Origin of the sequence: Pantoea sp. EKM21T, from assembly GCF_011800405.1 — a bacterium.
In the GTDB taxonomy this organism is placed as follows: domain Bacteria; phylum Pseudomonadota; class Gammaproteobacteria; order Enterobacterales; family Enterobacteriaceae; genus Pantoea; species Pantoea agglomerans.
The window spans coordinates 91831-115125 of sequence record NZ_JAALFV010000003.1 but is presented as its reverse complement, the minus strand read 5'-3'; the positions used below and the strand labels follow the sequence as shown (position 1 = coordinate 115125).

Genomic DNA, 23295 nt, shown 5'->3' with positions numbered 1-23295 from the left:
CATCACTTCTGATAAAGCCAGTGTTCAATATCGCTGGCTGGCAGCGGTTTTGAAAAGAAGTAGCCCTGGATTTGATCGCAACCGTAAGTTTTCAGCAACGTCAGGGTGGCTTCCGTCTCAACGCCCTCGGCCAGCACGGTGTAGTTCAGCTCTTTCAGCATCTGAATAATGCATCTGACGATGATTTTTGATGCATCATCTTCACCCATACGCGAGATCAGGGATCGGTCGATCTTGATCACATCCAGCGGGATATCCTGCAGATAGCTGATGTTGCTGTAGCCAGTGCCGAAATCATCCAGCGAGATCACAAAGCCGTGTGATTTCAGCGCTTCCAGCCCGCTGATCGCCACATTGGTTTTGGTGATCAGTTCATTCTCCAGGCACTCAATGCCCAGAATAGAATTGGGTAACTGAGCCGCCGCTAATTTTGCCACCAGCCGATCGGCAAAATCAGGCTTTGCGAAGTCGCGTTCGCTGACGTTGATCGAAACCGGAATCAGATCGTATTCGCGATCCCAGCGCGCAAGCTGCTCAATGGTGTGATCGATAACCCAGTTGGTCAGATCGGAGATCAGATTGGTTTTACCCGCTAACGGAATGAATTCTGAAGGGAAAAGCTCGCCCCGCTCAGGATGATTCCAGCGGATCAGCGCCTCCAGCCCGACCGTTTTACCGCTTTTGAGACAGACTTTAGGCTGCCAGGCCAGGTAAAGCTCTTCGTCTTTATTCAGCGCCTGAGCCAGATCGTTCATGATCATAAAGTCATCGGTGCGCCGCGAGTCGTAACTCTCTTCAAAACACATTGCACTGATGTTCTCATCCACCGCCTCATGCAGCGCGCTCACGGCCTGACGCACCGTTTCATTGGCATCCATCTGGCCCGGTACAAACTCTGTTTCACCGGTAAAGACATCCAGGTCGAGCGTGATATTTTCCGCCAGATCGGCCTTCATGCCCTTAAACAGGTCGATCATGTTATGTGCGGTATAACGACCCGAGTAGGGCTGAACAATGGCAAAACGGCCTGGAGCGAAAGTATAGAGCGTTTCATTCTCCGGAAGATTGAGCCGGTGAGCGACATCCTGCGCCATCTGCTTTAGCAGTTTCTCCATCGGCGCAATGCCCACCGCACGGGAAAGCTCATAGGCGCGAATGATGTCGAGGCAGTCGATAAGAATCAGGCGAAAGCGGCTCTGTGGTGCGACAAGGGTCAGTTGCTGAATATCACGAATCAGACGTGGGCGATTCGGCAGGTGCGTAATGACGTCGGCAAAACCCGCATTGTTCCAGGCATCCAGAAATGAGGTGACCAGCGTAGCCAGTGAGCGCAGCGTAGCGAGTTTCTCATCACTAAAGGGATGTGGCTGGGTGTCGGTGACGCAGAGCGTGCCCAGCACCGCGCCGTCGAGGTTCTGCAGCGAGACACCGGCGTAGAAACGAATATGCGGATCGCCTTTCACAAATGGGTGCGTGACAAAGCGCTCATCCAGTAAGGTGTCATACACCACCAGATGTCCCTCACCATCAATGACGTGGCGGCAAAGAGATTCATCACGGGTCGATTGCTTAAGATCGAAGTTGCGGGACGCTTTAATATATTGGTTATGATCGTCAATAATTGAAATGAAGCTGCCAGAAATACCCAGCACCTGGCTGGCGAGATTAACGAATCTTTCCAGCACCTTATCCCGGGCTTCATCCGGGGACAAAAGTGCCTTGATCGCACTCAGACGTTTTACGTCGCTGCCATTTTGCTCGTTATGCACTGAAACCTCTCCTATGCAGGCGCAAAAATCGAAAATAATTTAGCTCAGAAATGCTCAATTAGCGCCCAATTATCAGATAAATAGCGGCTCAATCTGACAGTACTTTCACAGTGAAACAGTGTCGCATGATATCTGATCGCTGTCGAAATCATTTAACGCTCTTCTTTCATGTGCGCAACCTGCGGCGACTCCGTCCTGAAGCCCAGACCGATCAGGCGTCCCAGTACAAAACGCAGAAACGGCAGGCGCTGGATAATCACGGGAACCTTGCTGCTTCCCGTAGGTTTTCTTTTTGCTTTGCTGCGGCTCATTTTGATCTGCAAAAACTGTGTGGCGACGGTAGGGAACTGACGGCGCTTCTGCACTTTTTCCAGGTCGCGCAGCTGCAGTTCTCCTCGCTTCAGAGGATCGGTCAAAAGATTCGCCGTCGCTACCGCATCCTGAATCGCCAGATTTACGCCAACCCCACCAATCGGCGACATGGCATGCGCCGCATCACCAATGCAGAGAAGCCCGGGCTTCGCCCACTTATCCAGGCGGTCAATACGTATCGTCAACAGTTTGAACGCCTCCCAGCTCTTGATTTCCGCCATGCGCGCAGGCCCGAACGGCGACAGTGCGGCAACTTCCGCTTTAAATGCGTCGAGTCCGGCGGCCTGTTTCGCTTCAAACTCCCCTTTCGGAATAGTCAGTCCGCACTGCCAGTAGTCGCCGCGATCGATAACAATAAAGTTCTGGCGTGGCCCTTTATGCCCCATACCCAGATCGGGATCCTGCGGCTGTTTACTTAAGCGGAACCAGATGACATCGCGTGCTGCGCCGAATTCCTGTCCGGTCAGTCCCGCCGCTTCGCGTACACGTGAATGGCGGCCATCTGCACCGACCACCAGTTTACAGCGGATGTGCAGTTGCTGATTCCCGCGGGAAGCGATCACACCACTGACCTTGCCATTTTCAACATTCAGCGACTCAAAAGAGGTCGACTGCAGCAGGCTGAAGCCCGAATACCGGGCGCTCTGTTCAGCCATATAGTTCAGGAAATCCCACTGCGGCATAAAGGCGATAAAACGGCACTGAACCGGCAGCCGTGAGAAATCGGCCATCGTAATACTCTGTCCGCCGATTTCCGCCTCCAGCTTTTCAGCACGCTGATGCGGCAGCGTCAGGAAAGATTCCAGCAGACCGAGCTGGTGCATAATTTCCAGCGTCGAGGGATGGATGGTGTCACCGCGAAAATCGTGGAGAAAATCGGCGTGCTTTTCGATCACCACCACGCGCAGGCCTGCGCGGGCGAACAGATAACCCAGCATTAATCCGGCCGGGCCACCGCCGACGATACAACAGTCAGCGGTGAGAATTTCAGTGGAATGTGGCTGCATGTCAGCTCCCTGTCACGCCAGTATTGCTATGATTATTGCGTCGACCGTGGCGACGTTGCCGCAGTCGGTCGGGGATATTGTGCTCAGGCTAATCACTCAATGCGATTAATATCAACTGAAAACTGCCGAAGACCCGATCCTGTCCTCAGCAGTCAGGAGACCATCATGAACGTGATCCGCAACACGCTGTTTATTCTGCCGCTGTTAAGCCCGCTGATTGTGGCAGCCGCACCCTACGACACGCTGAAGTTTGCCCTGAACAAGCAGCAAATAACTGACGATTTGCGCCAGAAGTGCCAGTTATCACCAGCCATCTCCGATGAAAAACTGCGTCAGACGTTTCTTAACGATAAGCAGAACCAGAAGCAGAATCAGGTCACGCTGACTGCGGCGGCTCAGGCGCTGAAAAACCAGGATGATCCAGCCTACCGCGAACGCATGGCGCAAGTGGTTTGTCCACCACAGACGAATTAACCCTTTACCCCGATGAAATTGATCCTGACGTTTGTTTTCACCTTATCACTCAGTAAACTGGGGCGCTGGTCTGGTTGAACAAGAATGTCTCTCAATGAATGAAGAATCACCGCAGCCGGTTTATGTTCCCCGCTCCATCGCGGCGCGCAGTCGGATGTTTCGCGCCCTGCTCTATCGTGATAAAACGCCGCTGGCGATGCTGTTCTGTGCCGCGCTGGTCGGTACGCTGGTTGGCCTGGCGGGCGTGGCGTTTGCCCGGGCCGTTGAAACAATACAGCAGTGGCGTGCTGACACGCTTATACCATCGCAGTTTCAGGGCTGGATGCTCTACGCCGCCGCCTTTGCCATCTCGGCTCTGCTGGCGATGGTGGGATATTTTCTCGTCAGGCGCTTTGCTCCCGAAGCGGGTGGCTCCGGTATCCCTGAAATTGAAGGGGCGCTGGAAGAGCTGAGGCCTGTGCGCTGGTGGCGGGTGATTCCGGTGAAGTTCTTTGGCGGCATGGGCACGCTGGGTGCCGGTATGGTGCTGGGCCGGGAAGGCCCGACAGTGCAGCTGGGCGGGAACATTGGCCGCATGGTCATTGATATTCTGGGGATGCGCAGCAATGAGGCACGCCATACGCTGCTGGCAACCGGCGCGGCGGCCGGTCTGGCGGCAGCGTTTAATGCGCCGCTGGCGGGCATCCTGTTTATCATCGAGGAGATGCGTCCGCAATTCCGCTATAACCTGATTTCAATTAAAGCCGTGTTTACCGGTGTGATTATGGCCAGCATCGTGTTCCGCTGTTTCAACGGCGAACAGGCGGTGATCTCCGTCGGCAAGCTGGCTGATGCGCCCGTGCAGACGCTGTGGCTCTATCTGGTGCTCGGGATGATTATCGGTATGGTCGGCGTCCTGTTTAACCGCCTGATATTTATCACGCAGGACCTTTTTGCGCGCTTTTATGCCGGTAAAACGGCGCGCGTGGTGCTGGCCGGTGCATTGCTGGGCGGCAGTTGCGGTATTCTGGCTCTGCTGTTTGCACCTGGCGCAGGCGGCGGTTCAGAACTGATCCCACAGGCGGTCCATGGCGTCTTCCCGTTCACCCTGCTGCTGATCATCTTTCTGGTCAGGCTGGTGACCACCCTGCTCTGTTTTGGCTCAGGTGCGCCGGGCGGTATTTTTGCGCCGATGCTGGCGCTGGGTACGCTGCTCGGTACAGCCTTTGGGGTGGTCATGTCGGACCTGTTCCCGTTTTATCATCTGGAAGCGGGCACATTTGCTATCGCGGGGATGGGAGCACTGTTTGCGGCGTCGGTAAGGGCACCGCTGACCGGTATCGTACTGGTGCTGGAGATGACCGATAACTATCAGCTGATATTGCCGATGATTATTACCTGTCTGGGCGCTACGCTACTGGCGCAGTTTCTGGGAGGGAAACCACTCTACTCATCAATCCTCGCCCGCACGCTGGCGCGTCAGGCAGAAGCTACCCGCCCGTAGGGGCGGGTGACCGGCTTAATTACTTACCATCAAAATAGTCAGCAGGCATCTGTCCAGGTGCCTGATTGATCACTTCATCGTTATCTGGACCTTCATTCTTCATATAGGTCACTTTCGCAAACTCTGGAATGATCACATACGGATAGGCCGGCCCTTCATCGCGGAAGCGGTGCATATCTTCAATGAAGTCATTCTGATAACAGATAGTTTTTTCCGGATGCTGACCTTCACCGGCAATCCACTGCGGGAAGAAAATTGTGCCGTGAACCAGGGTGCGATTCAGATCAAACAGCAGGCTGACGCAGGTGCCGGTGGGCTCATGCCAGTCTACTTTGTAGATGCCAGGGGCGAACTGAATCGCATGCATTTTCTGGTTGGTAACCCAGCGGCCACCTACCAGTCCCTGATGAATGCGGTAGTCGCAGGTGGTTTCGTTGCGAGCATACCACTCATATTTCCAGCCATTATCATAGGTATAGACAAAATGTGTACCGACGAACTGAGAAAGATCGCTAGAGATATTCTCTGGAGATTCTGCAGACATTTTAACCTCTGTTTGAATAGCGCACTTGACAGGCGCAGATGAATTTCAAAAGAAAGCTATAGCGCAATAACTCGGTGAATATTGACTATGACGCAGATTGATTTTTTTGCCATCTGAAAACGGAAAAGGTTTGCGATGGGTAAATTAAAAACCCATTAAAAAACCCTTCCCGGCCCCCTGAAGGCTATACACTCCAGAAAAGAGATATTTTCATATAAATTACTAATTAAATCTTATAGATGAATAGTTTTGATGTGAGATATCTATCAGTCATCTATCACCATGCTGAGTAAGTCTTTCTTCAGTATAATTTCGATATAGAGCTTATTTTTCAATAATTTAAAAATCTATAACGGATGTATTTTCCTTTTTTTGGGTTGATTATGCTTTCATCATTACTTTGCCAGATAAGACTCTGTCAGGACAATTTGAAACTGGGCAAGTTGATGTGGCGTTGCTGACGCCAGAGACCACGCCGCCGACATTGCATACGCAGCAACTGTTCAATGAAGAATATGTTTGTCTGCTGAGTGAAAATCATCCTCTGGCGGGCAGTGCGACGCTGTCGCTGGATGAGTTTTGTGCGCAGGATCATGCGCTGGTTTCGTGGCCCGGCGGAAATTTTCATGGGGTTACCGACCAGGCTTTGGCTGCGATTGGCCGGGCCCGCCGGGTAACGCTCTCAGTTTGCAGTTTTCTGGTGCTCCCGGAAATTTTGCGCGTCACTGATTTGGTAAGCGTGGTACCGAAACGACTGGCGGTCGACACTACGGGTCTGGTCATGTTGCCAGCCCCCCTGGTCATCCCCGGCTTCAGCAAAATCATGGCCTGGCATAACCGAACCCATCATCACAAAGGGCATGAGTGGCTGCGTGAACGACTGCCGTCCGTGGCTAAAATGGTGGTGCGCTGACAGGGATACCGGACTGCGGCTCACTGTTTTGCGATTTTGTTTAAGCAACAGACAGGATAACGGGGCGTTATATCGCATTATGTCCGACGTCGAAAAGGCAAAATCGCGCTTTGCTATGTCGATAGCGGGGTAAAAATTGATGCTGGGGAATTCAGGAAAGAGAGTGTTGAGCTGAGGAAAAAATAGCAGGAGAATAAATCGCGCGTGAATCACTTTAAATATTATCAATAAAAGCTGCTTTGATAATGTTAATTACTCATATTTACGTTCTGAAAAGAACTGACAGACAACGTAAAATGATAAAAGCCCTGACTGAAATAGCCAGGGCTTTTAAGGTACTACAGATTTTACGTTTACCATTAACTAACTTAATTGATAGGTACTACTTCGGTACTGCTATTTATGAACAGATCCTGCGGATAATAATGATCACGATACTGAAATGTCACTATTATTAGCGGTTTCAACCACCTGATAGTCTTTCAGGAGACAAAGACAGGTCAGGCCCGTATAAATCTGCACACCCCCATCGCGATATATACTCTTTGATGCGTTGCCTTACTTTCATTACGACGTTTAAACCGCAATCGTATCCTGTCGTAACGTAACGTTCAGAACTACGAGGCCTTACATCATCGCGACGCGATACTACATACTTCTTACAGACTTACTTCGACTCCATTTAACAGGGTTATTTTAACTAACGAACAGTTTTAAAGAACAATGTTTAACAGAACCACCGACAAGTTCAACTCACAAATTTGTCGGACCTTTTTACTTTACTCGTAACGCTTTTGTTTCCGGTTTATCAGGGCAACTGCACGCCGCTGATGAGTCCTACTTTACGGATATAAAAAACGATGTCAACACTGGTTTTAAAAACATGTTTATATTTTCAGTGAATTTTTCAGGCAATAATTTAGCTCTGAAAACGCCCGTAAATTTATTATCAATGTTAAAAAAAATTGAGCTCTAATCTATTCAACCTGAATAATTAAGCAGGTCACTATCTATCCTGACACTTAACGGTAGCAATAAAAAAAGGCGCCCGCAGGCGCCCTCAAAACTCAGCATGCTGTAAAGATCTTTATTTCGCCAGGCTTGCCAGTAAAACCTTCGCGGTCTCGGCTGATGAACCTGGGTTCTGACCGGTAATCAGCAAGCCATCCTGAACCGTATAGGACTGCCAGTCATCGCCTCGTGAGTAGAGACCCCCGTTCTGTTTCAGCACATCTTCAACCAGGAACGGCACCACCTCAGTCAGGCCAACGCCCTCTTCTTCACTGTTCGTGAAGCCAGTAACTTTCTTTCCTTTGACCAGAGGCGTGCCATCAGCATTTTTCACATCACGCAGGACACCTGGAGCATGACAGACCAGCGCAACCGGTTTGCCCGCCTGCAGGGTTTGCTCAATCAGCGAAATGGAGTGTTTGTCGTTTGCCAGATCCCATAAAGGACCATGGCCGCCTGGATAGAAAACGGCATCAAACGCTTCCTGATCAACAGTATCAAGCTTGACGGTCGAGGCCAGTACTGCCTGAGCAGCAGAATCGGCATGGAAGCGGCGGGTCTCATCAGTCTGAGAATCGGGTTCATCACTTTTTGGATCGAGTGGAGGCTGTCCGCCCTTCGGTGAAGCCAGGGTAATCTCTACGCCCGCATCAAGAAATGCATAGTAAGGTGCTGCAAGCTCTTCCAGCCAGAAACCGGTCTTCTTGCCAGTGGTGCCCAACTCATCATGCGAGGTCAAAACCATTAAAATTTTCATTTCCGCTCCATATAACAGTTAGTCGGTTTCAGGTGTAAGGATAGTCAGAACCAGCGTCTGAGCCGCTATCTTCTGCGTTGACCCGTTAATCATGGCGGGGTTACGAATATTTATGAAATTTATTTCTTCAATTTCAGTTATTCACATAGCATTATAGCTTAATGAAATACGATCTGAATTTACTGCCAGTTTTGCTGGTCATGATGGAAGAGCGCAACGTTACTCGCGCAGCGGAACGGCTTGGTATAACCCAGCCGGCGCTTTCTAATGCATTAAACCGGCTGCGTGAAACGCTCAACGATCCGCTATTTATCCGCGAGCGTTACGGGATGCGACCGACGCCGAAAGCGGAACAGCTGGCTCAGGTGGTCGGTGCTACGCTGTCATCGATCGACAAGGTTATTCTTGGCCAGCAGGACTTTGATCCGCTTCATGCCACCCGGCTCTTCACGCTTGCGCCTAACAGCTATGTCGAATTCATCATGATGCCTGCCATCGTGGCTCGTCTGAGGAGCTGTGCGCCCGGCATCCGACTCCGCCTCACTCCTTTTGGCAATGACGTCACTGAAACCGGTGTGATTTCAGGTAATACCGATATGGTGCTGGGCCGTATCGTGGAGCCGCCCGACAATCTCGTCGTTCAGCACCTGATGAATGAAGGTCTGGCCTGCGTGATACGCGCCGATCATCCGCTGGTGGGCGAAAACCTCAGCGCAGAGCAATATGAGCAGTTAAAGCACGTCAACGTTCTGCCGCCTGGCCGTATGCGCGCCGGGTTATATCAGGCGCTTGAGCAGCGGGGCCTGCGTCGTCAGGTTGCAGTCTCCGTCACACACTTTCTGGCCGTGCCGGAAATGATTGCGGTCACGGACTACTGCGCGACCCTGCCGCGTTTGATCTGTCAGCACCTTTCACGCGATCAGCGGCTCAGAATCATTCCCGCGCCGGTTGACCTGGGCACCTTTCCGGTTGAAATGGGCTGGCATGCACGCTATCGCGACGATCCTGCCCATCGCTGGTTCAGGGCGTTGATAACGGAGACGGCACAGTCGCTGTCTGATCCTCAGATAAACAATTAGCACGATCACCATTGCCGCACTAATAGTTAATATTGATATCATAACCTGAGTTACTATTATTCCCATCGGAGGCAAACATCCTCCCAATTCATAACTCAGGAATATGACCATGAAAAACGTAAAAGCACTTTCAATCGCCGCACTCGCAACTCTTTCTCTGATCTCTTTTGGCAGCTTTGCCGAGAGCATTTCTGTCACCTCATCCACACTGGATGGCGCAGAATCAAAAATTGCTGCTCAGGCTCAGGAACAGGGCGCGCAGTATAAAATTACGGAAGCGAACACCAACAACCGTGTTCACATGACCGCAGAACTGTATAAATAACGGATGGTCGCAAACGGATTTGCCAGAAGAGGCTGCCCAATGGGCAGCCTTTTTTGTGTCCGATCAGGCCAGACGGGCGGCTGGGGCGCTACCGGTGCGCCACCATAGAATCAGAGCTGCCAGCGCAATTGCGCCGAGTACCGCAAACGCGGTGCTGTAGGAATAACGTGCGGCGATCATGCCCGTCATGGCGGGACTCAGCGCTGCACCTGCGCCCTGCATCAGCATTATAACGCTTTGCCCGGCGTTAACATGCCCCGTACCCCGCAGCAGGGAGACAATATAGCCTGGCACTGCCACACCGAGAATCCCAGCCGCAATACCATCCAGAACCTGAACCGGAATGACAAAAATCGGCCCGGCAAAGCCGGCGGCGAGAACCGCGCGCAGCGGTAATATCATCAGGGCGATCATGATAAACAGGCGATAGCCGTGCGTATCAACGCGTTTAGATACCCACAGCGCGACCGGGATCATCACCAGTTGGGAAATCACCACCGTTGCCGCCGCGTAAAGGCCCGGACTGATCGCCGCCTGGCCGCCTGCCGAGGCGACGCGCATGCTCAGCATCGGCAGCAGCGCGGCATTGGCAAGATGAAACAGCAGCAGCGTCAAACCGGCGATCATCAGCGCCGGGTTTCGCAACAACATTGATAAGTGCAGCGCTGGCTTACGCTCTTCATGCGGTTCATAACCGCGCGCCACATCGTTATCGATCTCATTTCCGCGAATTGCCAGCGTAGCGAAGGCAGCGAAAACCGCCATTACCGTCATAAGAATGAAAACGGCACCCATGCCCCAGTACCAGGCTGAAAAACCGGCCAGCAATGCAGCAATCGTATTACCGCCATGATTAAACGCCTCATTGCGTCCCATCTGCTGGTTAAAGCCGCGCTGACCCGTGAGCCCTAAGGTGATCCCCGCCACAGTCGGGCCGATAAACGCCGCAGCCAGGCCGGCTACAACCTGCGAGACCATCGCCGTCCAGGTCTGATTGCTGTACCACAGCAGCAGCGTGGCAACGGTAATCACCAGACAGCCCAGCAGCACAATGATTTTTTTATGGCGGGTCGCATCGGCGGCGATCCCTGCCGGCAGCGTGGCAAGTAATCCGGCGATACCGCCACAGGTCATTACCAGACCGATTTCGTCGGGTCGCCAGTGTCGCTCCGTAAGAAAGATGCCCAGAAATGGTCCCAGGCCGTCGCGGACATCGGCCAGAAAAAAGCTCATTAAACAGAGCGCGTAGAGTGAACGCTGAGACATGTTATTTCCCTGGAAGGTAAGTGTTAGAGGCAGTTGCGCTTCGGTTAAAAGGGAAATTATGTGTTACGCCGTGGAAAGTCACCTTTCGTTATAGTAACAAAATGAAAAAGGCCACCCGTAAACGCTACGGATGGCCTTTTTCTATTCACTCAATAACGAGAGCGAACTATTTATCTGTGCCAAAACCCTGCTTCAGCAGTGCTGGCAGTACATCCGGGAAGTAGATGTTTTTATAGTAACCGCTGACGCTTTCGCTCCAGCTCTCACCGTCATTACGACCAATCGTCTTCCAGTGCTGAACCATCTCATCGTTGTAGGCCGCAATCTGCTGCTCCAGACCCTGAGTCTGGTAAGTCTCATCATGGCGGAACGTCGCCAGAGGCAGACGTGGTTTCTGATGAGCCGGTTCGTCTACGTGACCGATTACCACACCCGCTACCGGGAAGGTCAGTGGCGGCAGCTCCAGCAGTGAAATCATCGCCTGCGGGTCGCGACGGATACCGCCAATTGGCACAATCCCCAGACCTTCCGCACGCGCAGCCGCCATTACCGATCCCAGCGCGATACCGATATCAGTAGAACCCGACACAATACTCTCAATGCTCTGATGGGCGATCTGCTGCTGATCGACAGCGGCCATTCCCACGGCTGATTTATGCATATCCAGCACAAAGGTGATAAACACCGGTGCTTTGGCAATCCACGGCTGACCGCCTGCAATGGCGGCGATCTGTGCGCGACGTCCGGCATCACGCGTGATCACCACAGAAACCTGCTGCGAGTTTACTGATGTCGGTGCGCGATAAGCGGTACTGATAATCCGATCCAGCACAGCTTCATCGACAGGTTGCTCAGTGAAACTACGTTCACTTTTATGACTTGTAAAAATATCAATCAGTTCGCTCATGGTTCCTCCCATATAAAGCGCAAGAATAGCAGCAAGTCACAAGGAAAAACTTAACCGCACTGGTCATGCTGTCGCGGCGTTTCTCAGCCTCCCCAGCGGCTTTTAAGATAGCTTACCGCCTGCTGAGTCTGCGGCTGATTCAGATAGTTCTCTCTGAACAGAATCGTGCCATCAATATTGGGGTTCGATTCATTAAGGTCGAGCTGCTTTTTCAGCTCCGGTACGCCGCCCTGCTGTGTCCAGTCAGGCTCAACTTTTGACGGCTCGCCCACTTTATAGAGAGCAAGGCCGATGTAGAGCCGGGTTTTAGTCGGTTTCACGACCTCTGCCCACCAGTTTGCCAGCACATCGTATCGGGCCGCCTGACGGGAAAAAGGCCAGTAGAGCTGAGGTGCAATGTAATCCAGCAAGCCCTGCTGCACCCAGCGGCGGGTATCGGCAAAAGCTTCATCATACGCCGCCGCTCCGCGAGTATCGGAACCGGCAGGATCATGCGACAGATTACGCCAGACGCCCGCCGGGCTGACACCAAACTCCACGTCCGGCTTCAGTTGTTTGATGGTACGTGACACCTGCTCAATCAGCTGCTGAGTATTGTGACGCCGCCAGTCCGCTTTGCTGGCAAACCCCTGACCGTAACGGCTGAAGGTCTGATTATCGTTGAGCAGTGAACCGGCAGATTCCGCATAGAAATAGTCATCGAACTGCACACCGTCGATGGGATAACGCGCCACCACCTCGGCCACAATACTGGTGATCCAGTCACGCGCCTCAGGGATACCTGGATCGAGCACATAGCGATCGCCTGCAGTGCGGATCCAGTCGCGATGCAGCACAAAAACGCTGGCCGGGTGCAGTGACAGCGTGCGGTTCAGTTCACTGACGGTAGATGATTTAGTGTTTACCGACACCCGGTAAGGGTTGAACCAGGCATGGACTTTGATACCGCGCTTATGCGCCTCATCCAGCATAAACTGCAGCGGATCATAGCCCGGATCTTCACCAATTTTTCCTGTCAGCATATCTGACCAGGGGAGGATTTTTGAGGGCCAGAGCGCCGTGGCATCAGGCTTCACCTGAAAAAACACCGTGTTGATGCCCAGGCTTTTCAGCTTATCCAGCTTGTCGATCAGCGATTGCTGCTGCTGGCGGATACGCTGCGCCGGATTGGTGCCATTCACCGAGGCAACCGGCGGCCAGTCAAGACGTGAAACCGTGGCTAACCAGACGCCCCGCATCGGTTCCTGCGCATGAGGTTGTGCTGGCTTGCCAGGCGTCGGTAGCGGCTGTTTCGTCACGGGCGGAAAAGGTGTGACCAGCGATTTCGGCGGCTCAGATGCGCAACTGACCAGCAACAACGCGGCAGCCAGCGCGGCGCCTCGCTTAATAGCCGCACGGGCCGGTGCAGTAAAGGGTTTAAAGGCGATGATAGACTCCAGTATTGTCTGGTCGGGGCGCAAAGAGGAGTATTCTCGGTGACTCTGATTAAATGTCAATGCGTTAGCACAGAGGCGGCAGTAAAACCGCCCTCCTTCAAAACAAGTGTCCCTGAACCCGCTAGCGCTGCGGAGTGAATACCATTCCGGCGGACGCAAGACAGGCTTTAAGTGTGCCAAACGCATCCTGACACTGCCGCTCATTGACGCAGGCGTAACCCAGCAGCAATCCGCGCGCCTCCTGAGGGTGCATATAATATTGCGAAAGTGGCCGTACTTTGACGCCGCGCTTTAGCGCCTCCGCGGCTATCGCCACGTCATCCGCGCCTGCTGGCAGCGGGATCACCAGATGCAGTCCCGCTTCATGATTGAATGCCGGTAAAAAGGCTGGCCCCAGATAGCGTTCGATCAGCCGGCAGAGAAACTGCCGCCGCTGGCGGTAAAGCAGGCGCATCCGGCGGATATGCTCCATGTAATGGCCCAGCCGGATAAACTCCGCCAGCGCACGCTGAATCAGCAGATGTCCGCCGCGATAGAGCTCTGCCGCGGCGATGCGCAACGGCTGTGCCAGCGGTTTCGGCACCACCATGTAGCCAATGCGCAGCGCGGGATAGAGCGTTTTGCTGAACGTTCCCATGTAAATGACCGGCGCATCCGCTTCCAGCCCCTGCAGTGAGGGATGAGGCTGGCCGGAAAAACGAAATTCGCTGTCGTAGTCATCTTCCACAATCCAGCTCTGATGGCGACGTGCAAGGGTGAGCAATGCCTGACGACGGGCCAGACTCAGATGCACACCCAGCGGATATTGATGAGAGGGCGTCACAAACACCATCTTTGGTGCCGGGCCGCTGTCCGGCACCAGTCCCTGCTCATCCACGGGCATCGCCCGAATCTTCAGGCCATTCATGCGTAGCAGATTGCGTGTTCCCCAGTAGCCTGGCTCCTCCATCCAGACCCTATCGCCAGGATCGCACAACACCCGCGTCACCAGATCAACCGCCTGATGAACCCCTTCGGTGATCAGGATCTGGTCAGCATCGGCCCGCACTGAGCGTGCCACCCGCAGATAATCCACCAGCGCATGGCGCAGATCGGGACAGCCACCGCCGCTGCTGTAGACCAGGCGGTGAACGTCAGGTTCGCGATTCAGACGCGCCTGAATCTGACTAAACAGCTTATGGGGGAATTCGGTCACATCCGGCGCGCCAGGGACAAACGCGCCCCACTGGTAAGGCGATGCTGTAGCATGCCCCAGCAGACTGGCGCCACGCTTCGACAGCGTTGCCGGTCGTTGCGCCTTCACCGCCTGAAGGTCGGCAATTGCATCACTCTGCAGAGAGTTTTCCGGCAGCGTCTCTGCAATCCAGGTGCCGCTGCCGGTCCGCGCAGTGACATAGCCCTGAGCCATCAGGCTCTCATAAACATGCATAACCGTGTTTCGCGACACGCCCAGTTCGCGCGCCAGATCGCGGGTTGGCGGCAAACGGCTTCCGCGCGGAAACACCTCTTCAGCGATCGCGGCCTGCATGCAGTTCAGCAGCCGCTGATGTAATGAGCCAGTTCTTATAAACTGTAACCGCGCTAATAGATGATCTGCGTATAAGAGTCGCAATTGGCTCCACCTTTCCTCTGACAATTGGCTCTGGCAACTCACCACGCCTCAGGCATAAATAAACGTGTTTGTCGGGAATTGTAAACACGCATATTAACGAGGTGGAATAAATGAGCGAAAAAAATAACCTGTTGCAGCAGCGCAAAGCACAGGCTCTCCCCAAAGGTATCGGTACGCTGTGCGACTGGTACGTTGCCCGGGCAGAGAACGCCACCTTATGGGATCAGGAGGGTAATAGCTGGATCGACTTCGCGGGCGGCATCGCGGTACTGAACACCGGCCACCGCCATCCACGCATTGAACAGGCGATTGCCGATCAATTAACAAAGTTTACCCATACGGCTTTCCAGATCACCCCGTACGAAAGCTACATCGCACTGGCCGAGCGTATTAATCAGCGGGTTCCCATCGCCGGTGCGGCGAAAACAGCCTTTTTCACCACCGGGGCGGAAGCGGTAGAAAATGCCGTAAAAGTGGCGCGTGCCTATACCCGCCGCCACGGCATCATCACCTTTGGTAACGCATTCCATGGCCGCACCTTTATGACCATGGCGATGACCGGAAAAGTGGCGCCTTACAAACGGGATTTCGGCCCGATGCCGCCGTCAGTCTTCCATGCACGCTATCCCAGCGCGGTTCAGGGGATCAGCATCGAGGCGGCACTGACCAGCCTTGAAGAAATTTTTACGCAGGACATTGCGCCCCATGACGTCGCCGCGATCGTGCTGGAGCCGGTGCAGGGCGAAGGTGGATTCCATGCGGCACCTGCAGAGTTTATGGTGCAGTTGCGGGAGCTGGCTGACCGTCACGGCATTCTGCTGATTGCGGATGAAGTCCAGAGTGGATTTGCCCGTACCGGCAAGCTGTTTGCCATGGAACACTACCCGGTGAAGGCCGATATCATCACCATGGCGAAAAGCCTGGCAGGCGGGATGCCGCTCTCCGCAGTCGCCGGTCGTGCAGAGGTGATGGATGCACCTGCACCAGGTGGGCTGGGCGGAACCTATGCCGGAAACCCGCTGGCTATCGCCTCGGCCCATGCGGTGCTGGATGTAATAGAAGAGGAGCAGCTCTGCCAGCGCGCCGTTGATCTCGGTGCCCGGCTTGAAGCAGAACTCCAGGAACATCAACGCAAACATCCGGACATTGCTGAAGTGCGTGCGCTGGGTTCGATGGTGGCGATGGAGTTCTATCAGGCCAGCACCGCGCAGGCGGTTCAGAAGATGGCGATGGAACAGGGCTTGCTGCTGCTGACCTGCGGAGCCAAAGGCAACGTCATCCGCTTCCTCTACCCGCTCACCATTCCGGATGCCCAGTTCAGCCAGGCGCTGACCATTCTCTCCACGGTGATCGATCACTGTGTCGCACCCGCCGGACATCCCGTCGTCCCGGCCTGATTTCGCTGACGCGTTAACGCAAGTTCATCCCCGTTCGTCCGGCCATCCAGGCCGGACGTCGACAGGAGACGTTTACATGACGATGACTCAGAGTGCGAATGCAGATTCGCTGGCTCAAAACCTGAAACCGCGCCACGTGCGTATGCTCTCAATTGCGGGCGTGATTGGCGCCGGGCTGTTTGTTGGCTCCGGCCATGCTATTTCTGAAGCGGGCCCCGCGGTGTTGATCTCTTATGCCGCTGCCGGTGCGCTGGTGGTCCTGATTATGCGGATGCTGGCCGAGATGGCCGTCGCCTCACCCGATTCAGGTTCGTTCTCAACCTACGCCGATAAAGCGCTGGGACGCTGGGCCGGATTTACCATCGGCTGGCTCTACTGGTGGTTCTGGGTGCTGGTGATCCCGCTGGAAGCCAACGCTGCGGGAACCATTCTTCATGCCTGGTTCCCCGATGTCGCCATCTGGCAGTTCACGTTTGCTATCACCCTGTTGCTGACCATTACTAATCTGCTCAGCGTGAAAAATTATGGTGAGTTTGAGTTCTGGTTTGCATTGATCAAGGTCGTTGCCATCATCCTGTTCCTGGGCGTGGCAGGTGCGGCAGTGTTTGGTCTGCTGCCTGACAGCAATACCAGCGGCCTGTCGCATCTCTATGACACTCACGGATTTATGCCGAATGGTATCGGCGCGGTAGTGGCTGCCATCCTGACCACCATGTTCTCTTTTATGGGCACAGAAATTGTCACGATTGCCGCCGCAGAGTCAAAGAATCCCGGCAAGCAGATTACTCAGGCGACTAACTCCGTCATCTGGCGTATTGCACTGTTCTATCTGCTGTCGATTTTCTTTGTGGTGGCGCTGGTGCCGTGGAATGCACCAGGGCTGGTTGAACAGGGTTCATGGCAGACGGTGTTACAGGCGATGAACATCCCGCACGCCCGACTGATTGTCGATCTGGTGGTGCTGATGGCGGTGTGCAGTTGTCTTAACTCTGCGCTTTATACCTCATCGCGCATGCTCTACTCCCTGTCACGCCGCAAAGATGCACCGGCGGCTGCCTCACGCACCAATCGCAGCGGCACGCCGTGGATTGCGGTGCTGCTCTCTACCGCGGCTGCATTTCTGGCGGTGATCGCCAATTATCTGGCGCCCAGCGTGGTGTTTGAATTTTTACTGGCCACGTCGGGAGCGATTGCACTGCTGGTCTATCTGGTGATCGCTGCGTCCCACCTGGTGCTGCGTAAAAAGCGCGAGAAAGCGGGTGAAGTCCTGAGTTACCGGATGTGGTTATTTCCTGGCCTGACGTGGGTCACTATCCTGTTTATCGTCACGGTGCTGGTAATCATGTTGTTTGATGCGAAACATCAGGCTGAATTACTGGCAACCGGCGGTTTGACGCTGCTGATTATTACCACCAGCCTGGTGCTGCGTCGTAAAAAGGAGAAGCGTCAGAGCACGAAATATTTTACTCAGCGCTCTTCTGACTCTTACTGATCTTCACGCAAGCTTTTTATAAATTAAACCCACCTTTGACAGCAAAGGTGGGTTTTTCTGCATATCAACAGATGCAACGCGTGTTAACCCTTAATTATGCAGGGGTTTAATAAGATGCGCACACTATCTGATGATCAATCCGGTAAAATGAATTCCCCGATGCTGACTTAAAAATTTCAAAAAAGATACTTCACTGACTCTTAGTGACTTAATGATAAACCCTGTATTGGCTATGGGTTTATATCTTTAGGTTCCATGTCACCGTTGCTGCTAAGGCATTGCACTGTCGTTCAGAATAAAACTTCAGGAGAAGCGTTAAAGATAGGTAACGTAAAGTATCCCTTTGCTCTTTTCAGGATTAAACCAGTGCATTTTTACTTCCAGAGGTAACTTGGTCAGCGATTCGGGATTCATCAGGTCAGCAGTAGTGACCACAGCCTTACCACTGGCGGGATCAAAACAGTCAAACACGACAGGATTTTGTCCGACATTCATATTACATGAACCATTAGTAATGGCTCCGCTGAAGGTGAGCATGCCTGAATTTGAATCCGCAATAACCGGTCCGGCCAGGGCAATCAGCAGCGTGCTAATGCAGACAGATAAAAAAGATTTCATTGTGCGTCCTCCTGAGTATGTATCACCTGTTATCGGCTCACATTCCCAAAGATTAAGTGCTGAGTGAACGAATAAATGTAAATTTACGAACGCTTAGCCCAATGAAATCCCTTAAAAAAACTTTTGTTAAGAATAATCCTAATCCAGCCAGCTAACGAGAGTGTAGACCATCGCTGGATAAATTTTCTTTCTTACATTCATTTTTTATTATGGCCTTGTAGCAGCAAATCATGGCCGCCTGTGACTTAATGACGCTTTGCAATAGTTAACACGCAATGCATAGCGCCTTCCGTAAGTGGAAAAGGTCATGATTAATGTGACGGTGGTAAACAGCAGGTAACTCTTCGCGCTTTAGATGACTTCACTACGCTGCTATTAAAGGCTTCCGTTGATCATGATTGAACAGTCAATATAAAATATCCGAAGAGAACGTTTATTTTACTCAAGCCATTCTCCTGCTGATTAATATTGCCAAAACACGTTCAGCTTATTCCAGATACTGGCTGAAACGCAGCAGATAACCATCGGGGTCCTGCACCAGAAACTCCCGCTGACAGGCGGTGGTCTCGCCGATGTCATAGTGGTTGTCCCGAAGCGGCCGATAGAGCGGAACAGCATGCTGCTGCAAACGCGTCAGCACAGCCTGAACATCATCGACTTCAATCTGGAAATTAATACCCCGCCCCAGCGGCCAGCGCAGATCGGCTATGTTCCAGCCCTGCGGGTGGAACTGCTCAATCATCAATTGCACCTCTCCATAGCAGAGGTAAGCAAAATCAGGCTGCTGGCGCTGAATTCTCACACTGAAACCCAGCACCACGGTGTAAAAATGCAGCGAAGCGGCAAAGTCAGTGACGGTCAGTTCTGGCACCATAGGGTTCCAGTAATGGGTTTGATTATCACTCATAGTAAGGTTCCATTTTGATCGGTTACTCGCCCCTCTGATCACCGGTTCTGGATTCTGCTTTGCAGCTCATCCAGCATCAGCCGCAGTGCGGCAGACTGGTGCTCACGCGACAGGTAAAGCCCCCATATGCCAATACGTTGCGGCTCATAATCGGGCAGTAATTTTACCAGCTTCCCTGTTTCCAGTGCATGGCGAGCCTCCTGCTCAGGCACCATCGCTATCCCGCAATGCGCTATCGCCGCGTCACACAACAGTGAAGAGATACCCGCACTGAAATTTCCTCTGACGGCAACCGCGATTTTCTCCCCGCCAGCCGCCGTAAAATGCCAGCTCTGTCCGGCAAAGCGACTGTAGTAGAGGCAATTATGCTGAGCCAGATCGTCCGGGGTTTCCGGGTTACCCCGCGCCTTAAGATACTCAGGTGAAGCGCAGAGTACCGAATGACATTCGCCAAGACGGCGTGCGATCGCCCCCGGCTCTGGCGAGTCGGTGATGCGAATAGCGAGATCGATACGCTCACCAATCAGGCTTACTGGCTGATTGTTAATTTCCAGCTCAATGCGCAGTGCCGGATAACGCGCCAGAAAATCGGGGATCACCGGGCCGACAAGATGAAGAGCCGTAAAGTGGGCGCAGGCGATGCGAAGCGTTCCGGCCGGGACGCCCTGGGTGGTTTCCTGCTGGATCGCCTCTGAGAGCAGGGCCAGCTGACGGGTTTTTTGCAGGATCGCCTCACCGGCAGGCGTAAGGGTCAGCTGGCGCGAAGAGCGATGCAGCAGACGCGTTCCCGCCCACTTTTCCATCTCCTCCAGATAACGGCTGACCATCGGGCGAGAGATCCCCAGCGATCGTGAGGCGGCACTCAGGCTGCCCAGTTCACATATCCGGTTGAAAACGGCTGCCGCCGTGACTCTGTCCATCCACTCCACCTGTTCGGATTATGAAACTCAGCATCTCTGATTGCGGGAATTCTAACAGATAGCCAGATGCGTAGAATAGCGCCACTGATACTGAACATCGCCCGTTACGCCTGCCTGAGTCGGGCATTTATCTCTGAGGATCCTCAATGAAAACTACGCTGTTACCTGTGATGCTGGTGCTGGCCTCGGCCTCCACCAGAGCGGCCACCCTGCAACTGCAAACCTATAATCCGCAGGAAAAGGGCATCTTTGCCGTCTCCTCAACGCTGGTTAGTGGGCCAACCGAAGCGATTCTGTTTGATGCCCAGTTCAGCACCCAGGACGGTGAAAAACTGGCAGAGATGATTAAAAAGAGCGGAAAAACGTTAAAGGAAATTGTGATCACTTCTGGCGATCCCGATTTCTACTTTGGTCTGGAGCCAATTGTTAAAGCCTGGCCGGACGTGAAGGTGGTTGCCGCGCCGGCGGTGGTGAAGCATATCCAGCAGACGCATGACGCCAAGCTGAAATACTGGGGTCCACAGATGAAGCAGGGCGCGCCGGATAAGGTGGTCGTGCCTGAAGTGACCCATCAGACCCGCTTTAGCGTCGACGGCGAGGTGCTGGAGCTGCGTCATCCGGAGCAATACGCCGCTTATATCTGGATCCCGTCTGCGAGCACCATTCTGGGCGGTACCGCCCTCTCCTCGGGCATTCATGTCTGGACGGCTGACACTCAGACCGTTCAGAGCCGCGCTGAGTGGCGTCATATCCTGACCGAAATGCAGACGCTGAACGCGAAGAACGTGATTCCGGGTCACTATCTCGGTGCCCGTCCGGCCGGTTCACAGGCGGTGGATTTCACCCTGAATTATCTGAAGAGTTTTGAGGCGGCGCTGGCGCAACATAAAACCTCAGCGCAGGTGATTACCGCCATGAAAGCCGCCTGGCCGAAACTGGCAGAACCGGCTTCACTGGAACTCAGCGCCAAAGTCAATACCGGCGAGATGAAGTGGTAAATCCCGCTGAGAGGTCAGCTGACTACCGGGTTTGCAACGTTTAAGCAGACCCGGCTGAACCCATTGACCTGATCTAAAGATGCCCGGGCGCTATCTTTTCGCCAGATAGCGCCTGTCATCGCGCGCCTGCAACCGCGCCTCCGCTGGTGAGGGGAAGATATAGTGAAACAGATCGCGGTAAAAACTCAGGTGCTTCAGTAATCCTTCCTGTATGGATCTACTGATGTCTTTGATCAGAAATTCCTGGGTGGTGCTGAAGTTAGTCACGCTAAAAAAGGTTTTGTCATAGACGTTGACCACACCTTCCCATTTCATCACCTGCTCTTCCGGGGAAGCCCCTTCTGAGGCGACAAATATCCCTTTATGGGATTTCACACCCTGCTTGCTGACATAGGTAGTTAACGCATCATAGCCGCGCTTGTTACGCCAGCGGCAGAATTCGTAGGGCACATCGTAATGGGGCAGCACAAAGTCCGGACTACGAAAATGTTCATCACCAATTAACCCATCCAGCGTAACCGTGAAATGCAGAAAGTCCTGCAGGAAGTCGAACTGGCGGGTTTTAGTCAGTGTGACATTAATGGTGTAGTGACCTGCATGCACATACCAGTAATTGGTAAAGCCGGTGACCAGAATACAGAACGCCTGCCAGTCACTGAGTCTTCGATCCCCCGCCAGCCCCCTGAAACGGCTGATCATCATCCGTGATTTGGGATGCTGATACGCTTTCAGCAGCGGATCGTTCATACCTTTCAGTAACATCAGGCACACTCCTTGATAGATTGCGCTTATCCTGCCACGCCCTGATCAGGGTGAAAAGTGTCGTTGGTCTGAATGTGACCCCCCATTAAAATCTGGCGGGTGGCGTGGAACGGACTATCGGATTGGGGAGAGGGGTTAGCGTTTTAAATTCGTCAGAGAGGGGAAACCGGAGGCATCGATAATGAAACAGGATGCCAGCCTTACGGGCTGGCCTGTCAGAGCTTCGCGAGCGTCTTCAGCGTTTCCGGGTTCTGCTGCACCATGCGGATCAGTAAAACTGCCTGGGCGTTAGGTCTCGCCCTGCCCTGTTCCCTGCAACCGCACCAGCTCCTGAGTTAACAACGTGACCAGCTTCCGCACTTTATCCGGGATAAAGCGGGCATCGGGGAAAACAGCATAAAGATAACGGTCGGGAAGCCGCCAGTCCGGTAAAACCCGCACCAGTCGGCCGGATGCCAGCGCGTCTGCGCCGATAAGTGTTTGTAACCCACCGATCCCCAGCCCCGCTTCAAGGGCCTGCATCAATGCATCACTGTTGTTAGAGCGAAAAGCACTTTCCACCGGCACAGACACCCTCGCGGTCGCGGACACCAGCTGCAGCGGCGCATCGGGCGATACGCCGCTAAAACGTATGTGGGGATGGTGCTGCAGGTCACTGGGAGTTTGCGGCGTGCCGTTTCGCGCTATCCACTCAGGGGAAGCCACCAGCACGGTTTCAACCGTGGTGAGTGAACGGGCAGCCAGTGTAGCGGGCGGCGATTCGCTGAGGCGGATTGCCACATCAACGCCTTCACCAATGAGATCCGACAGGCGATCCTCCAGCGCAATATTCAGACGCAGCGCGGGATGCGCCTGCTGGAATGCAATCAGATGCGGCATAAGCCGCTGCCCGATGCCGCTCGGCAGTTGCATATAGAGTTTGCCGTGCAGAGGCTGCGATTCAGGCCGTAGTTGCTGCTCCAGCTCTTCCATCGCGCTGAGCAGCTGCCTGACCTGCTGCAGATAATGCTGACCCTGCTCCGTCAGCGCCATTTTGCGGGTGGTGCGGTGCAGCAACACAACCCCCAGTGCCTCTTCAAGCGCGGCAATCTGCTGGCTTACCGCCGACTGCTTCATGCCGTTTTGCCGGGCCGCCGCCGAAAAAGATCCCGCTTCCGCCACCCGGATGAAGGTCTGAATCGCATTCAGTTTGTTCTGCATTTATTGATTTTCCTGATAAGTGACGTCCGGTTCAGGGGATTTAATC

General features: G+C 53.6%; 21 protein-coding genes and 1 pseudogene. 8 read left to right on the top strand and 14 right to left on the bottom strand.

The window, feature by feature from the left end; all coding sequences use genetic code 11:
- Window positions 1-2 precede the first annotated feature (2 nt).
- On the bottom strand, window positions 3-1769 hold the full coding sequence (locus HFD87_RS06845; protein WP_050679293.1) for an EAL domain-containing protein: 1767 nt from the start codon (window positions 1767-1769) through the stop codon (window positions 3-5).
- A gap of 152 nt (window positions 1770-1921) precedes the next feature.
- Window positions 1922-3148: an FAD-dependent oxidoreductase gene (locus HFD87_RS06840; RefSeq protein WP_167423138.1), complete on the bottom strand. Its 1227-nt coding sequence runs from the start codon at window positions 3146-3148 to the stop codon at window positions 1922-1924.
- A gap of 165 nt (window positions 3149-3313) precedes the next feature.
- Here HFD87_RS06840 and HFD87_RS06835 point away from each other — a divergent pair, with 165 nt between their 5' ends.
- Complete coding sequence (locus HFD87_RS06835) at window positions 3314-3622, top strand: YicS family protein (RefSeq protein ID WP_167423137.1); 309 nt, start codon at window positions 3314-3316, stop codon at window positions 3620-3622.
- Window positions 3623-3776: 154 nt separating this feature from the next.
- Window positions 3777-5105 (top strand): H(+)/Cl(-) exchange transporter ClcA, encoded by a 1329-nt coding sequence (gene clcA, locus HFD87_RS06830; RefSeq protein WP_061902398.1) that lies wholly within the window; start codon window positions 3777-3779, stop codon window positions 5103-5105.
- A 19-nt stretch (window positions 5106-5124) separates the two neighbouring features.
- Here the strand turns inward: clcA and HFD87_RS06825 are convergent, their stop codons facing one another.
- Entirely contained in the window at window positions 5125-5649 is a 525-nt protein-coding gene (locus tag HFD87_RS06825; protein WP_010246964.1) for a phenolic acid decarboxylase, read from the bottom strand.
- A 400-nt stretch (window positions 5650-6049) separates the two neighbouring features.
- On the opposite strand from HFD87_RS06825, the gene HFD87_RS06820 reads away from it, so the two are divergent.
- Entirely contained in the window at window positions 6050-6562 is a 513-nt protein-coding gene (locus HFD87_RS06820) for a LysR substrate-binding domain-containing protein (protein WP_256378157.1), read from the top strand.
- Between the two features lie 1087 nt (window positions 6563-7649).
- On the opposite strand, the gene HFD87_RS06815 is transcribed toward HFD87_RS06820, so the two are convergent.
- On the bottom strand, window positions 7650-8330 hold the full coding sequence (locus HFD87_RS06815; protein ID WP_033768834.1) for a type 1 glutamine amidotransferase domain-containing protein: 681 nt from the start codon (window positions 8328-8330) through the stop codon (window positions 7650-7652).
- A gap of 161 nt (window positions 8331-8491) precedes the next feature.
- Between HFD87_RS06815 and HFD87_RS06810 the strand changes: the two genes are divergently transcribed.
- Complete coding sequence (locus HFD87_RS06810; protein WP_167423136.1) at window positions 8492-9409, top strand: LysR substrate-binding domain-containing protein; 918 nt, start codon at window positions 8492-8494, stop codon at window positions 9407-9409.
- 109 nt (window positions 9410-9518) lie between these two features.
- A complete protein-coding gene (locus HFD87_RS06805; protein ID WP_150011679.1) occupies window positions 9519-9734 on the top strand; it encodes a YdgH/BhsA/McbA-like domain containing protein in 216 nt (71 codons plus the stop codon).
- Between the two features lie 63 nt (window positions 9735-9797).
- Here HFD87_RS06805 and HFD87_RS06800 read toward each other — a convergent pair whose 3' ends face one another.
- The 4 genes from HFD87_RS06800 to HFD87_RS06785 all read right to left on the bottom strand — a co-directional run bounded on the left by HFD87_RS06800 (window position 9798) and on the right by HFD87_RS06785 (window position 14955).
- On the bottom strand, window positions 9798-11000 hold the full coding sequence (locus HFD87_RS06800; RefSeq protein ID WP_167423135.1) for an MFS transporter: 1203 nt from the start codon (window positions 10998-11000) through the stop codon (window positions 9798-9800).
- Between the two features lie 166 nt (window positions 11001-11166).
- Window positions 11167-11907, bottom strand: coding sequence for a nitroreductase family protein (locus HFD87_RS06795; RefSeq protein ID WP_039389726.1), 741 nt, complete (start codon window positions 11905-11907; stop codon window positions 11167-11169).
- 83 nt (window positions 11908-11990) lie between these two features.
- On the bottom strand, window positions 11991-13367 hold the full coding sequence (locus HFD87_RS06790) for a glycoside hydrolase family 10 protein (protein ID WP_194716229.1): 1377 nt from the start codon (window positions 13365-13367) through the stop codon (window positions 11991-11993).
- 97 nt (window positions 13368-13464) lie between these two features.
- Entirely contained in the window at window positions 13465-14955 is a 1491-nt protein-coding gene (locus HFD87_RS06785; protein ID WP_181955671.1) for a PLP-dependent aminotransferase family protein, read from the bottom strand.
- A gap of 110 nt (window positions 14956-15065) precedes the next feature.
- Between HFD87_RS06785 and gabT the strand changes: the two genes are divergently transcribed.
- A complete protein-coding gene (gene gabT, locus HFD87_RS06780) occupies window positions 15066-16352 on the top strand; it encodes a 4-aminobutyrate--2-oxoglutarate transaminase (RefSeq protein WP_033760699.1) in 1287 nt (428 codons plus the stop codon).
- Window positions 16353-16428: 76 nt separating this feature from the next.
- Complete coding sequence (gabP, locus tag HFD87_RS06775) at window positions 16429-17844, top strand: GABA permease (RefSeq protein ID WP_167423134.1); 1416 nt, start codon at window positions 16429-16431, stop codon at window positions 17842-17844.
- Between the two features lie 315 nt (window positions 17845-18159).
- Here the strand turns inward: gabP and HFD87_RS06770 are convergent, their stop codons facing one another.
- The 3 genes from HFD87_RS06770 to HFD87_RS06760 all read right to left on the bottom strand — a co-directional run bounded on the left by HFD87_RS06770 (window position 18160) and on the right by HFD87_RS06760 (window position 20289).
- The gene (locus HFD87_RS06770; protein WP_033787153.1) at window positions 18160-18462 is read right to left on the bottom strand and encodes a hypothetical protein; all 303 of its coding nucleotides are present in this window, start codon (window positions 18460-18462) and stop codon (window positions 18160-18162) included.
- 487 nt (window positions 18463-18949) lie between these two features.
- Window positions 18950-19369: a VOC family protein gene (locus HFD87_RS06765; protein WP_167423133.1), complete on the bottom strand. Its 420-nt coding sequence runs from the start codon at window positions 19367-19369 to the stop codon at window positions 18950-18952.
- A 38-nt stretch (window positions 19370-19407) separates the two neighbouring features.
- Window positions 19408-20289, bottom strand: a complete 882-nt coding sequence (locus HFD87_RS06760) for a LysR family transcriptional regulator (protein ID WP_154210174.1) — start codon at window positions 20287-20289, stop codon at window positions 19408-19410.
- 146 nt (window positions 20290-20435) lie between these two features.
- On the opposite strand from HFD87_RS06760, the gene HFD87_RS06755 reads away from it, so the two are divergent.
- Complete coding sequence (locus tag HFD87_RS06755) at window positions 20436-21287, top strand: Vmh family MBL fold metallo-hydrolase (protein WP_167423132.1); 852 nt, start codon at window positions 20436-20438, stop codon at window positions 21285-21287.
- Between the two features lie 90 nt (window positions 21288-21377).
- On the opposite strand, the gene HFD87_RS06750 is transcribed toward HFD87_RS06755, so the two are convergent.
- The 3 genes and pseudogenes from HFD87_RS06750 to HFD87_RS06745 form a co-directional block, all read right to left on the bottom strand.
- Window positions 21378-22049, bottom strand: a complete 672-nt coding sequence (locus tag HFD87_RS06750) for a hypothetical protein (protein WP_022624527.1) — start codon at window positions 22047-22049, stop codon at window positions 21378-21380.
- Between the two features lie 215 nt (window positions 22050-22264).
- Window positions 22265-22360 (bottom strand): annotated as a pseudogene (locus tag HFD87_RS22935) (transcriptional regulator); the annotation flags it as partial.
- The gene (locus HFD87_RS06745; RefSeq protein WP_167423131.1) at window positions 22338-23249 is read right to left on the bottom strand and encodes a LysR family transcriptional regulator; all 912 of its coding nucleotides are present in this window, start codon (window positions 23247-23249) and stop codon (window positions 22338-22340) included. The gene HFD87_RS06745 and the pseudogene HFD87_RS22935, both read right to left, overlap by 23 nt.
- Window positions 23250-23295 lie beyond the last annotated feature (46 nt).

Coding starts and splice junctions, on each gene's coding strand:
- HFD87_RS06840 (WP_167423138.1), bottom strand. CDS start 3,148: ATGCAGCCACATTCCACTGAAATTCTCACCGCTGACTGTTGTATCGTC.
- gabT (WP_033760699.1), top strand. CDS start 15,066: ATGAGCGAAAAAAATAACCTGTTGCAGCAGCGCAAAGCACAGGCTCTC.
- HFD87_RS06805 (WP_150011679.1), top strand. CDS start 9,519: ATGAAAAACGTAAAAGCACTTTCAATCGCCGCACTCGCAACTCTTTCT.
- HFD87_RS06835 (WP_167423137.1), top strand. CDS start 3,314: ATGAACGTGATCCGCAACACGCTGTTTATTCTGCCGCTGTTAAGCCCG.
- HFD87_RS06800 (WP_167423135.1), bottom strand. CDS start 11,000: ATGTCTCAGCGTTCACTCTACGCGCTCTGTTTAATGAGCTTTTTTCTG.
- HFD87_RS06810 (WP_167423136.1), top strand. CDS start 8,492: ATGAAATACGATCTGAATTTACTGCCAGTTTTGCTGGTCATGATGGAA.
- clcA (WP_061902398.1), top strand. CDS start 3,777: ATGTTTCGCGCCCTGCTCTATCGTGATAAAACGCCGCTGGCGATGCTG.
- HFD87_RS06745 (WP_167423131.1), bottom strand. CDS start 23,249: ATGCAGAACAAACTGAATGCGATTCAGACCTTCATCCGGGTGGCGGAA.
- gabP (WP_167423134.1), top strand. CDS start 16,429: ATGACGATGACTCAGAGTGCGAATGCAGATTCGCTGGCTCAAAACCTG.
- HFD87_RS06825 (WP_010246964.1), bottom strand. CDS start 5,649: ATGTCTGCAGAATCTCCAGAGAATATCTCTAGCGATCTTTCTCAGTTC.
- HFD87_RS06795 (WP_039389726.1), bottom strand. CDS start 11,907: ATGAGCGAACTGATTGATATTTTTACAAGTCATAAAAGTGAACGTAGT.
- HFD87_RS06770 (WP_033787153.1), bottom strand. CDS start 18,462: ATGAAATCTTTTTTATCTGTCTGCATTAGCACGCTGCTGATTGCCCTG.
- HFD87_RS06815 (WP_033768834.1), bottom strand. CDS start 8,330: ATGAAAATTTTAATGGTTTTGACCTCGCATGATGAGTTGGGCACCACT.
- HFD87_RS06755 (WP_167423132.1), top strand. CDS start 20,436: ATGAAAACTACGCTGTTACCTGTGATGCTGGTGCTGGCCTCGGCCTCC.
- HFD87_RS06760 (WP_154210174.1), bottom strand. CDS start 20,289: ATGGACAGAGTCACGGCGGCAGCCGTTTTCAACCGGATATGTGAACTG.
- HFD87_RS06765 (WP_167423133.1), bottom strand. CDS start 19,369: ATGAGTGATAATCAAACCCATTACTGGAACCCTATGGTGCCAGAACTG.
- HFD87_RS06750 (WP_022624527.1), bottom strand. CDS start 22,049: ATGTTACTGAAAGGTATGAACGATCCGCTGCTGAAAGCGTATCAGCAT.